The organism is Methanothrix harundinacea 6Ac (assembly GCF_000235565.1).
Lineage (GTDB): Archaea > Halobacteriota > Methanosarcinia > Methanotrichales > Methanotrichaceae > Methanocrinis > Methanocrinis harundinaceus.
In genome coordinates, this window is the sequence record NC_017527.1 from 1,915,050 (window position 1) to 1,926,741 (window position 11,692).

The 11,692-nt window shown below is 62.7% G+C and carries 12 protein-coding genes; 4 read left to right on the top strand and 8 right to left on the bottom strand.

The genetic code is table 11. The features are described from left to right. Window positions 1-68 precede the first annotated feature (68 nt). The 5 genes from MHAR_RS13030 to MHAR_RS13760 all read right to left on the bottom strand — a co-directional run bounded on the left by MHAR_RS13030 (window position 69) and on the right by MHAR_RS13760 (window position 2,270). Window positions 69-485, bottom strand: a complete 417-nt coding sequence (locus MHAR_RS13030) for a COG4315 family predicted lipoprotein (RefSeq protein WP_228369541.1) — start codon at window positions 483-485, stop codon at window positions 69-71. Between the two features lie 100 nt (window positions 486-585). Beyond that, window positions 586-1,005 (bottom strand): COG4315 family predicted lipoprotein, encoded by a 420-nt coding sequence (locus MHAR_RS09050; RefSeq protein ID WP_014587314.1) that lies wholly within the window; start codon window positions 1,003-1,005, stop codon window positions 586-588. Between the two features lie 73 nt (window positions 1,006-1,078). Continuing rightward, window positions 1,079-1,534 (bottom strand): tRNA (N6-threonylcarbamoyladenosine(37)-N6)-methyltransferase TrmO, encoded by a 456-nt coding sequence (gene tsaA, locus MHAR_RS09055; protein WP_014587315.1) that lies wholly within the window; start codon window positions 1,532-1,534, stop codon window positions 1,079-1,081. Between the two features lie 91 nt (window positions 1,535-1,625). After that, window positions 1,626-2,057 carry a hypothetical protein gene (locus tag MHAR_RS09060; protein ID WP_014587316.1) on the bottom strand — a complete coding sequence of 144 codons (432 nt, stop codon included), beginning with the start codon at window positions 2,055-2,057 and terminating at the stop codon, window positions 1,626-1,628. 6 nt (window positions 2,058-2,063) lie between these two features. Then, entirely contained in the window at window positions 2,064-2,270 is a 207-nt protein-coding gene (locus tag MHAR_RS13760; protein WP_228369651.1) for a DUF2116 family Zn-ribbon domain-containing protein, read from the bottom strand. Window positions 2,271-2,388: 118 nt separating this feature from the next. Between MHAR_RS13760 and MHAR_RS09070 the strand changes: the two genes are divergently transcribed. Both MHAR_RS09070 and MHAR_RS09075 read left to right on the top strand, forming a co-directional pair. Further along, window positions 2,389-4,104: a NosD domain-containing protein gene (locus tag MHAR_RS09070; protein WP_048144571.1), complete on the top strand. Its 1,716-nt coding sequence runs from the start codon at window positions 2,389-2,391 to the stop codon at window positions 4,102-4,104. Window positions 4,105-4,148: 44 nt separating this feature from the next. After that, window positions 4,149-4,322, top strand: coding sequence for a preprotein translocase subunit Sec61beta (locus tag MHAR_RS09075; RefSeq protein WP_048144572.1), 174 nt, complete (start codon window positions 4,149-4,151; stop codon window positions 4,320-4,322). A gap of 143 nt (window positions 4,323-4,465) precedes the next feature. On the opposite strand, the gene MHAR_RS09080 is transcribed toward MHAR_RS09075, so the two are convergent. The 3 genes from MHAR_RS09080 to MHAR_RS09090 form a co-directional block, all read right to left on the bottom strand. Beyond that, a complete protein-coding gene (locus MHAR_RS09080) occupies window positions 4,466-5,341 on the bottom strand; it encodes an Mrp/NBP35 family ATP-binding protein (protein ID WP_014587320.1) in 876 nt (291 codons plus the stop codon). A 197-nt stretch (window positions 5,342-5,538) separates the two neighbouring features. Further along, the gene (locus MHAR_RS09085; protein WP_014587321.1) at window positions 5,539-6,489 is read right to left on the bottom strand and encodes a radical SAM protein; all 951 of its coding nucleotides are present in this window, start codon (window positions 6,487-6,489) and stop codon (window positions 5,539-5,541) included. Window positions 6,490-6,892: 403 nt separating this feature from the next. Further along, the gene (locus MHAR_RS09090) at window positions 6,893-7,633 is read right to left on the bottom strand and encodes a sulfite exporter TauE/SafE family protein (protein WP_048144573.1); all 741 of its coding nucleotides are present in this window, start codon (window positions 7,631-7,633) and stop codon (window positions 6,893-6,895) included. A gap of 287 nt (window positions 7,634-7,920) precedes the next feature. On the opposite strand from MHAR_RS09090, the gene ileS reads away from it, so the two are divergent. Together ileS and MHAR_RS09100 are read left to right on the top strand one after the other, a co-directional pair. After that, the gene (ileS, locus tag MHAR_RS09095) at window positions 7,921-11,076 is read left to right on the top strand and encodes an isoleucine--tRNA ligase (protein WP_014587323.1); all 3,156 of its coding nucleotides are present in this window, start codon (window positions 7,921-7,923) and stop codon (window positions 11,074-11,076) included. A 29-nt stretch (window positions 11,077-11,105) separates the two neighbouring features. After that, a complete protein-coding gene (locus tag MHAR_RS09100) occupies window positions 11,106-11,567 on the top strand; it encodes a bifunctional nuclease family protein (RefSeq protein ID WP_014587324.1) in 462 nt (153 codons plus the stop codon). Window positions 11,568-11,692: the final 125 nt, after the last annotated feature.

The window sequence follows — 11,692 nt, forward strand, 5'->3', positions numbered from 1 at the left end:
TCGTAGGGTCGTCGAGAGAAGGAAGGTCCAGAAGACCGGATCCGGCGGCAAAAGAGGTGGGGGGCCCCTCAGGGCATCAGGCCGGGACCCGCCGCGAACCTGCCGTCCAGACCCTCCCCCTTTATGTCGCCAGGTCGATAGTCGTTGATGAAGTAGTATAGTGGCCATCCCTTGTAGGTAGTCTGGGCCAGGCCATCCTCCCGATAGATGGTCCCGAAGTCGAAGTTGCTCAGGTTCAGGGGTATCACCACCTGGCCCGCATGAAAGGGCGGCCAGTATTGGATGCAGGTTTCGCCGCAGCTGCTCGTTCCGCTACCGGGGACGTCTCCAGAGAAGTAGTAGAGGGTGTATCCACCCTCGTCCACCAGGTAATCCCCCAGCCCTTCCGCTGAGGCTAGGCTGATGGTGTTGGCAGGGGCTGCGGCCCCTGTGGCGACGATGGCAAAGGACGCCACCGCCAGGGCCAGCAAGGCTGGGATCTTCAATTTTATCACCGACCCCTTATCCTCCCGCTCAACGTTTAAAGGTTCCGAGTGGAAGGGATGGAAAAATGGCCCCGCAAGGCCCCCTCGTCCCGAGGAGGCTTCAGGGGGCGACGACGGACCAGACCCCGCCGAGGCCCTGGCCCAGGACGTCTCCGGGGGCCTTGTCCTCGAAGTACCGGTAGAGGGGCCATCCCTTATAGGTGGTCTGGAAGGTGCCATCTTCTCGGGGGATCCCGCCAAAATCGGTCACGTTCAGCTCCGGAGGGACCTCGATCTCCGGGGCGAAGAAGGGAGGCCACCGCTCAGCGCAGTCGTCGATGCAGGCGCTGACGCCGCTTTCGGGAACGTCGTTGGCGAAGGTGTAGAGGGTCATCCCCTCTCCGTCGACGAGGAAGGGTCCCAGGCCACCATCCATCGATATCTTCACAGTGTAGGTGGGCTCAATGGCTTCATCTCCTAGGGCGGAGCCCGCGACGAAGGTCGCGAGGAACGCCAGGGCCAGAAGGGTTTTGGATATCAATTTCTCACCTCTGGACTTTATTTGCGCTGCACCGATATTAAGATTTTCCGGGATGGACGCAGGGACCGACGGCTCAGCCGTCCTTCGGCTTGTAGGACGGGTCCCTCTCCGCCTCGACCCCCCCGGGCGAGTCAAAGTGCTCCTCGTAGGGCTTGATGTCGAGGATGGGGCTACCATCGAGGGCGTCGAGGCCGGTGACGGTGATCTTCCTCCCCTCGACGTTCAGGACCTCCACCACCGTAAGTCCGATGGGGTTTGGCCTCCTGGGGGATCTGGTGGCAAAGAGCCCCCTCTTGGGGATCGACTCGTCGCCCATGGGATGGACGAGGAGGTCATAGCCGAGGGCACGGTGGATGTAGTAGATGACGAAGACGTGCCTGTACCTCTCGATGCCCTGGAGGGCTTCCAGATACCTCTCGTCGATCTCGAGGGTGGAGAGGGAGTTTCTCATCGTCTTGGGGTCCTCCGGCTCGCCGAAGTCGCAGTGGACGACGCCTATCGGGGTGAAGGTGACTGGCTCCAGGTTCATATCGTATCAGGTTTAGTAGTCTTCCATTATCAGATTTTCTCTCCTTTATTGCATAGGGGTCGATCTGAACGGACAGGACCGACCCCGGCCCTCACGCCTGGGAGAAGACGGAGGGGGTGGCGGAGACGTCGTAGAAGGTCCGGGAGAGCTTCTCCGGGTAGACGACGACGAGCTTTGGAACCTCGCTCCCGAGGCGTCTTGCGTCGTAGAGGTAGTAGCCGCTTTTGAGCTCCCCCGCCCCCCGGGATACCAGGACCGCCCGGTGGGGCTCGGTCTTCCTCACCGAGAGGTTGCCGAAGCCTGAGAAGAGGTCCAAGAGCTCCGGCTCGATGTGCTTGGTTCCCAGGGCGAGGACGTAGAGCCTGGCGAAGGGGTCGAGGGCGAACCTGACATCGAATACTGCGTCGCCATCTTCGAGGGACATGGTCACCTCCCGGACCTGGATGTACTCCCTCCCCCGGTCGGCTAAGGCCGGGGAGGTGAAGAGGATGACCACCAGAAGAAATGCCGCCCTCGATCTCATAACCTCTCAACCTTGGGGCGCCTTGAGGATGACGGGGACGATGAGCATCAGGATCAAAAGGCCTATGAAGACGAGGAAGAAGAGGGTCTGCCGTCGCTGGGCGGATCTGTACTTCGACTCGCAGACCTCGTCGCAGAAGGTCTCCGCATCATCGATGGTCTTGCCGCAGACGATGCAGTGCTTGTGAGATGGCGCTTTTGTCAACCCGATCACCAACGTCGACCCTATTGGCTGGAGCGTAGATAAGATTTTTGGACGACGGAGGGGCTCGGCGACAGAATTGATGGAAAGACGTATTATGGATTGGAGGGATCTCGCCTCTGGTGGACGTATGCTGAGATTGACCTTAGCGATCTTGATAGCCCTCTCTTCCGGCCTCCTCATCGGGGCCGAAGCCAGGATGTACATCGTCGACGACGACGGCTTTGCCCAGTACCGCACCATTGGCGAGGCCATCGCCGTAGCCAAGGATGGCGATACGATATATGTGAAGGCCGGAACTTACCGGGAGCACATCACCTTGAACAACAGGATCATATTGATGCCCCCCCGGGGGGAGGATGGGGCCGTCAACCTCGTCGGCGATGGAAACGACATCGGGATCGAGGTCCTCGCCGACGGCTGCAGGATTGAGGGGCTCACCATATCGGACTTCACGGGGCCGGGGATCTACGTCAATTCCCAAGGAAACGAGATCGTAAAGAACGTCCTCGTGGATAACGTCCACGGCATCTTCCTCAACGGCACCTCCGAGAACCTCCTCGAGAAAAACCGGCAGGAGGGAGGGTACAGCGGCATCGTCCTCCTCTCATCCTCCCAGAACACCGTTACGGGGAACGTCGCCAAGGACTGTAGGGGCTCAAAGGAGGTCCCGGGGGCGGGGATCCGCCTAGTCCTGGGGAGCTCAGAGAACGAGATCATAGGAGGATGGATCAATAGCTGCAATTATGGGGTCCTCGTCGAGGGCGGCTCCTCCGCCAACGCGGTCCGGGAGGTGCTCTTCGATAACGTCACCACCGCCATCGCCCTCAACTCCGTCGCGAAGAACCTGATCGAGAAGAACAACGTCTCGAACTCTACGAACGGAATCGTCGTCGCCACATCTTCGGAGAACGTGGTGGCGGAAAACCGCCTCTCAGACCTCGACCTCGCGATTATGATCTCGTTTGGGTCTACGGCCAACGTCCTCACCACTAATCACGTCGAAAGGGCCAACTCGGGGATCGTGATCACCGAATCTACGGCGAACAACTTCGACGAAAATCGCCTCGTAGGGGTCCGGCTCGGCCTCTCCGTCGATGGATCGGGGGCTGAGAGCTTCGATAACGCGATCCCTGAATCGAACACCATCGACGGCGATCCTATCCTCTACCTCTACGGCCGATCCGACGAGGTGGTGGCGGATCGGAAGTTAGGCCACATCACCCTCGCCTCCTGCGATAACTGTACTGTAGATGGGTGCATCGTCACCAACGACGCCCTATTCACCCACTCATCGAAGGGGTGCAGGATAGTGGAGAACGTCGTCTCCAAAGCCTATGGGATGCTGATCCGGAGATCCGACGGCAACGAGTTCAGGGGCAACCAGGTCTCTGAGAGCAGGGTCGGCGGGATCATGCTGGTGGAGTCGGGGGGGAACGTCATCAAGGAGAACAACCTCTCCAGGAACGGCTGGGACGGCCTCCTCCTCCGAAGATCGGAGAAGAACCGGGTCCTATCCAACACCGCCGAGGCTAACCAGCAGGCTGGGATCAGGCTCGACGGATCCAACGACGCGGAGATCGCCGAAAACTCCGTCATCGGAAACGGCGTCGGCATCTCCATCAGCGGGTCGGCGGGCTGCATAGTCTACAGGAACAACCTGATCGAAAACTCCGTCCAGGCGGAGGACGACGGGGAGAACCTCTGGGACTGGGGAGCCCTGAAGGGCGGAAACTACTGGTCTGATCACCCCTGCGACGGCAGCCCCTGCCTTGCCCAGCCGAGGCCCGTTGGGGTCAATGCCTCCGACTTCTACCCCTTCGGAGAGAGGGATGGATGGGCATGAGAGCCGAAATGTACTTGAAGGGGTCGGTGGAATAGGAGGACCTCATGGCTAAGAAGAAGTCTGAGGGCAGCGGACTGATGTCCTCTGCCGGTCTCATGAGGTATTTCGACGCGGACGATACGGCGATCAAGCTCAACCCCAAGACGGTGATCGCCATCAGCACGGGGGTGGGGGCCGCGGTTATGGCTCTGAACTTCTCCTTCGGGCTGTGGCCCTGAAGGGGCCCTGGCCATCCCCCCTGACGACCATTTATAGGCCCGCCGTATAAGGCCGGTTTTGAGCCCTCCCGCCTCAATCCCGGCCATGGCCCAAAGGCCGTTCTCCTCCTTTTATGCCTCTTCGGTGAGATCGCCGGTTTTGATCAGACCGCCCTCTTCTCCTCACCGATCTGGCCGAGGATCCCGTCGACGACCCTCTCAAAGCTCTCCTTTGCGGCGGTATCCCGGTCGACGAAGGCCACCCCCTCATCCCCCAGGGGGGTGATCTCCGGGTCCAGGGGTATCGCCCCCAGGAAGGGGACGGCGAGCTCCTCCGCCGCCCTCTCTCCGCCGCCGGTCTTGAAGATATCGATCACCTCTCCACAGTGAGGACAGCGGAGGCCGCTCATGTTCTCGACGATCCCGAGGAGGGGAACTCCCATCGCCTTGACCATGTTCACCGCCTTCCTGGAGTCGAGGAGGGCGACCTCCTGGGGGGTGGTGACGATGACGGCGCCGGTGAGGTCCGGCAGGAGCTGGACGACGCTGAGGGGCTCGTCGCTCGTCCCGGGGGGGAGGTCGATGATGAGGAAGTCGAGGTCGCCCCAGGAGACGTCGGCGAGGAACTGCTTTATCGCCGCCATCTTCATCGGCCCCCTCCAGACGACGGCGGAGCTTGGGTCCGAGAGGGCGAAGGCCATCGAGATCACCTTCAGGCCCTTCGAGTCGACGGGCTCGATCCCCCCGGGCCCGGCGAGGAGCCTCTCCCTCTCGACGCCCAGGAGCTTCGCCGTGCTGGGGCCGGTGATGTCGGCGTCGAGGACCCCGACCCGGAACCCCCGGGCCTGGAGGACCCGGGCGAGGTTGACGGCGACGGTGCTCTTCCCGACCCCGCCCTTGCCGCTCGCGATCATGATCTTGTGCTTCACCCTCCCCATCCTCGCAGAGACGGCCCGGAGCTCTACATCCATCTCCTTCCTCGGGTCTGTGCAGGTTCCTCTGGTGGCGCAGGCCTCGCATTTGCTGTCGCATTCTTCCATAGTAACACCATCATGAATTTATCTTGAGGTTCATCGGCATAGTTTCGGCATCCTCTTATTCTTCAAATCGGAGGCGCTATCATCGTATCAGGGGTCGAAGCGAGCGGGTCGGGGTGAGCTGGACCTTCGTATCCCTCGAAGCCGTGATCGGGGTCGGACCTGATGGCGATGGCCCCGGCGGCGGATCAGATCTCCCCTCACCCCTCCCTAGCCCGGAAGTAGAGGCGGCCTTCGTGCCGGAGCCGTCTGATCTCATCGGCCGCCTCCAGCACCTCCAGGTACTTCAATATCTCGTTTCGGTGGAGCCCCGAGAGGGACGAGAGCTCCTCGAGGGTGCAGGGCCTCCGGGTGAGGAGATCGCGGATCAGAACCTCCGTCGTCTTCGAGAGGTCTCTCCCCCAGTCGGCGATCACCTCGGCGCCAGAGAAGAACTCCAGCATCTCCTCCATCTCCTCGGGGGAGAGGGGCTGGACCGGATCCGCCGGAGGCCTCACCACCGTATTGAGCTGGACCCTCTCGGCGCCGATCCTCTCGGCCGCCTCGGCGATGAGGGGCGCCTCGCCGTCGTTGATCCCCTTGACGAGCATCACCTCCAGCCATATCTCGCCAGAGAACTCCTCCCGGAGGCGGACGAGCCCCTCGAGGAGATCGTCGATCGATAGGTCCGGGTGGGGTCGGTTTATCCTCTTGAAGGTCGGGGCCGTCGCGGCGTCCAGGGAGGGGATGATCAGGTCCGCCTCCAGCACCTCCCGGCGGACCTCCTCGCGGAAGAAGAGGGTCCCGTTCGTCAGCAGGGCGACGGGTTTATCGACCGCCTCCTTCGCTCCCCGGATGATCTCGTCGAGGCCCCGGTGGAGGAGGGGCTCCCCGGAGCCGGCGAGGGTAAGGTAGTCGAACTCCACCGCCCCCGCCGCGCCCGCCCCCCCATCTCCATGCCCAACCCGATCCGACCCCTTCTCGGATAGGGACCGGATCTCCTCCAGGACCTCGGCGGTGGAGACGCGCTCCTCCCGGGCGAGGGTGAGGCAGGTAGTCGGTCCCAGCTGGCAGTAGACGCAGTCGAGGGTGCAGGTCTTGAACGGCAGAAGGTCGACCCCCAGGGAGAGGCCGAGCCGCCGGGAGGGGACGGGGCCGAAGAGGTGCTTCATGGTTCACGTCCTGAGGAATCGGTCCTCGATTCAAAGGTTGAAGAGATGATGTACTAATAGGTTGCGTCAAAGGACCTCAAGCCTGGGTTCCTGGAAAGGCGATGGATAAGTTTTTTCTGTTCTGCCCAGGGGCCTATTTCAAGATGGCATCGCCTTGGGGGGGACGAGCCTCCTCGACGGCACCTTCGGTCCAGAACGGATCTATAGGATGCCCTCGATGTCGCGCCGATCAGGTCTCGGCGATCGACTGAAAGGACGGGTGGGGCGGGCGGCGGGATGCCGGAGGGACAGGATGGGGAGATATCCCGAGGCCCAAGCTCCTCCCGCTCCCAAACCCCCGGCCCCCTCCATGAGCCGCCGGACCGGGCCTCGGCCCTTCCCTCCTCTTCAAGCGAGCCGTTCTTCACCAGGCTGCGGTCAGAAGCAGCAGAACCCCCGCCGCCAGGGTGATCCCCAGGGTCAGCCGCCGGAAGGAGGCCTCGTCCACCCTCCCGAAGGCGCGGCCCCCGGCGATGAACCCCAGGACCATCGCCGGGAGGAAGAATAGGCTATTATTGATCATCTCTTTGTCGATGAGGCCTGCCCAGAGGAAGTAGCCGAAGGCGAAGAGGTCGACGGCCGTCAGGAATAGGACGATGAGCCTCCTGAACTCCCCCTTCTCAAAGCCCTGGCCCCGGAGGAGGAGGGCCATCGGCGGCCCCGGAAGGCCGGTGGAGCCGCATAGAAACCCCGCCAGGAGGCCCGAGGCCGCCGAGGCGATCCCGCCCCTCCGGAGCTTCGCCCCCAGATCCCGGAGGAGGAGGATCGAGAAGACGATGAGGGCGATCCCCATCCCTCCCTTGAGGAGCCGGTCGCTCGCCGCCATCAGGACCTCGGCGCCGATGGGAACGCCTGCGAGCCCCGCCACCAGGAGGGGCCACGCCGCCACCAGGTCGCCCCCCAGCCTCCGCCCCTCCCTTCCGAGGATCATGAGGTAGATCAGGACCTCGTAGACCATGATGAAGGGGACGGCGTACTTCGCCCCCAGGAGGATCGAACGGAGGGGTACGGCCAGGAGGGCGGAGCCGAAGCCGGTCAGGGTCCTGACGAGCATGGCGGCGAAGATGATGAGAAAGATCGGGATCCCTGGGAACGGGTCGATCATGGTCCAGTGGATAATTGTATTGGCCCATTTAATCCTATCAGCACAAGGAGGATAAACGCTGAGATCACAGAAGACCTTCCTCTGAACATCTTCGGATTCATCAGCCATAACCTCTGGCCACATTCCAAGACCCTACCATCTCAGGCCCTATTCATTGATGCTGACTCAGGTCTCAGCTATCTTTCTATCATGGCAGGGATTTCTGGAGTACCGAACCTGTGTAGTTCCGAACCGACAAAGCCTAAATAGGACGTTATCAATGCCCTACCCGTTGTTGGAGGACTAGGATGATCTCTGAGGTGGCAGGACAATACGACGCAAAAGAGGTAGAGGGAAGGGTCCGGAAGTTCTGGGAAGATCGCGGCATCTACGCCCTGGCCAGAACCACGAGGGCCGGCGGCAGAAAGTTCTTCTTCGTCGACGGGCCGCCCTACACCACCGGGAGGATCCACCTCGGGACCGCCTGGAACAAGATCATCAAGGACTCCATCCTCCGCTACAAGTCGATGAACGGCTTCGAGATCAAGGACCGGGCGGGCTGGGACATGCACGGCCTCCCCATCGAGGTGAAGGTGGAGGAGCACCTCGGCTTCAAGAGCAAGAAGGAGATCGAGATCTACGGCGTCGACCGTTTCATCGACAAGTGCAAGGAGTTCGCCCTCAGCCAGAAGGACCAGATGACAGAGCAGTTCAGGACCCTGGGGGCCTGGCTCGACTGGGAGGACCCCTACATGACCCTCAAGGACGAGTACCTGGAGGCAGCGTGGTGGACCCTCAAGAGGGCGAACGAACGGGGGCTTCTGGAGCGGGGGTTCCGGGTAGTCAACTGGTGCCCCCGCTGCGAGACCGCCATCGCCGACGCCGAGGTGGAGTACTGGGAGGAGACCGACCCCTCCATCTACGTCAAGTTTCCTGTCGTCGGGGAAGAGAAGACCTTCATGATGATCTGGACGACGACGCCGTGGACGATACCCGCCAACGTCGGCGTCGCCGTCCACCCCGACTTCGAGTACTCCCGGGTCCGGGCCTGGAAGGACGACCCCGACGGGGCCGAGGTCCTGATCATAGCTTCGCCCCTCGTCGAGGGCGTCCTCCGGGAGGGGCGGTATAAGGGGTACGAGATCCTGGACCGGTTAGGAGGGGCGGAGCTTGAGGGGCTCGAATACGAGCACCCCCTCGCCGACCTGATCCCCGCCCAGGGGGATATCGTCCACAAGATACACCTCGCCGACTTCGTCACCGCCGAGAACACCGGGTCGGTTCACATAGCTCCCGGCCACGGCCTCGAGGACTTCGAGCTGGGGGTCGCCGAGGGTATGCCCATCTTCTGCCCTGTGGGGGAGGACGGCCGCTACACCGCCGAGGCCGGGGAGAAGTACGCCGGAAAGTACGTCCGGGCCGCAAACGAGGAGGTGAACGAGGACCTCGCCGGCCGGGGCCTCCTCCTCGCCGAAGGGGAGATCTCCCACAGGTACGGCCACTGCTGGAGGTGCAAGACCCCCATCATCTTCATCGCCACCCCTCAGTGGTTCCTGAAGATCTCGGACCTCCGGGAGGATATGCTCCAGGAGATAGCGAAAGTGAAGTGGTACCCCGACTGGGCGGGCTCCGCCCGGTTCAGGGACTGGATCAGTGGCGCCCGGGACTGGTGCATCTCAAGGCAGAGGTACTGGGGGATACCCCTTCCCATCTGGATCTGCGAGACCTGCGGCGAGATGGAGGTGATCGGCTCGATGGAGGAGCTCCACCAGAGGAGCGGCTCCGTGGTCAGCGAGCTCCACCGCCCCGCCGTCGATCTGGTGACGATAAAATGCACCTGCGGCGGCGAGATGAGGAGGGTCCCCGACGTCTTCGACGTCTGGTTTGACAGCGCCGTCGCCTCCTGGGCGACCCTCAACTACCCCCGGGACAGAAGGCAGCTGGAAGAGTGGTGGCCCGCGGACTTCATCACCGAGGGGCACGACCAGACTCGGGGCTGGTTCTACTCCCAGCTGGGGGCGAGCATGGTCTCCTTCGGGGTCGCCCCCTACAGGTCCGTTCTTATGCACGGCTTCACCCTCGACGACAAGGGCAAAAAGATGAGCAAGAGCATCGGGAACGTAGTCCAGCCCGAAGAGGTCGTCGGCAAGTTCGGGGCCGACACCCTCCGGCTCTACGTCCTCTCCTCCAACGCCCCCTGGGAGGACATCCACTTCAGCTGGGAGGAGGTGGCGAACACCAACAGGATGCTGAACATCCTCTGGAACGCCTATCGTTTTCCCCTGCCTTACATGGTCCTCGACGGCTTCGATCCCATGAGGGCGACCCTGGAGAGCCGCCTCGACGACCTGAGGCCTGAGGACCGGTGGATCCTATCGAGGGCGAACTCCATGGCGGCGGAGGTAGAGGCGGGGATGGAGACCTACCAGCTCCACCGGGCGACCCGGGCCCTGGCGGATTTCGTCCTGGAGGACCTCTCCCGGTGGTACATCCAGCTCGTCCGCCCCCGGACCTGGATCGAGACCGACGACCCCGACAAGCTCGCCGCCTACGCCACCATCATGGAGGTGATGGCGACCCTGGCGAAGCTCCTCGCCCCCTTCGCCCCCTTCACAGCCGAGACGATATACCAGAACCTGGTGAGGGGGACCGACCCTGGGGCACCGGAGTCGGTCCACCTCCACGACTGGCACCGCCCCCGCCACGACCTCATCGACGAGGGGCTGGAGAGGGAGATGGGGCTGGTCCGGGAGGTCGTCGAGGCGGTCTCCAACGCCCGGCAGAAGGGAGGCCGGAAGCTGAGGTGGCCGGTCTCGGAGGTCGTCATCTCCCCCCAGCGGGAGATCCCGGACCTGAAGGACCTCCTGGGGGTCCTCAAGAGCCAGACCAACTCCAAGGAGGTGACGGTGATGGCCGTCGGCGGAAAGCCCCCCATGGAGGTTGCCCTAAACCCTGTCCCCAAGAAGATCGGCCCCGCCTTCAAGGGCGACGCCCAGAAGGTGATCGCCGCCCTCAAGGAGGCGGATCCGGCGATGGTGAAGGCGGGGATCGAGGCCGGGGAGGGCAGGGTCGGTCCCTACGTCATCCTCCCCGAGATGGTGGAGTTCATGGAGAAGGTCCCCGAGAACCTGGTGGCGGCGGAGTTCTCCAGCGGGACCGTCTACGTCGACGTCACCCTCACCCCGGAGCTGAAGGCCGAGGGTTACGGGAGGGAGGTGATCAGGAGGATCCAGGAGATGAGAAAGGAGCTGGACCTCCGGGTCGATGAGAAGATCGTGGCCGCCGTCAGGGTGGAGGACGAGGAGGTCCTCCGGCTCGTCGAGGCGATGAGAGACCACATCGCAGGCGAGGTGAGGGCTCGACGGCTGGAGCTCGGCTCGGCCCTGGAGGTCCGGGGCTCTCTTGTCAAGGAATGGTCGGTAGAGGACGTGGCGATGACCATGGGGGTCACCCGCAGCAGTTAATATATAAGATGAGTGGGAGAGGGGATGGCATGGAAGAGCCGTCGCCTCTCCTGAAGGTGAGGGTGAAGGGGGTCTACGCCCTCCATGCCGGCGCCGACCTGGTCGCCCCCGTCGTCCTCCTGGAGGACGAGGCCTCGAGAATCGTTCCCGTCTTCGTCGGCCTATCGGAGGCGATCTCCATATATTCGGCATTATCCGGGGCGGTCTCTCCTCGGCCCACCACCCACGACCTCTTCATCTCCACCCTGGAGAGCCTCGGGGCGAGGATCGCCGGGGTGGTCATCGACGACCTGGAGGGCGGAGTATACTACGCCCGCCTATCCGTCTCCATCGACTCCGGCGTCCGGGAGGTGGACGCCAGGCCCAGCGACGGGATGGCCCTCGCCCTCCGGGCCAAAGCCCCCATCGCCATCCAGGAGAGGGTGGCGGTCCAATCCGCCATGGAGAGGAAGGACCTGGAGAAGTTGAAGGGGATCGAGAACTATCTGTAACCCTCCCCGGGCGGATCGGAGCGGCATTAAGAGACCGGCATAAAATCATCTTTTTGTAGCCCCCGCTGGTGTGATCGAACGGAAGATGGCGATTTGTTTAGCTATTTTAATTCTCTAATAAAAAT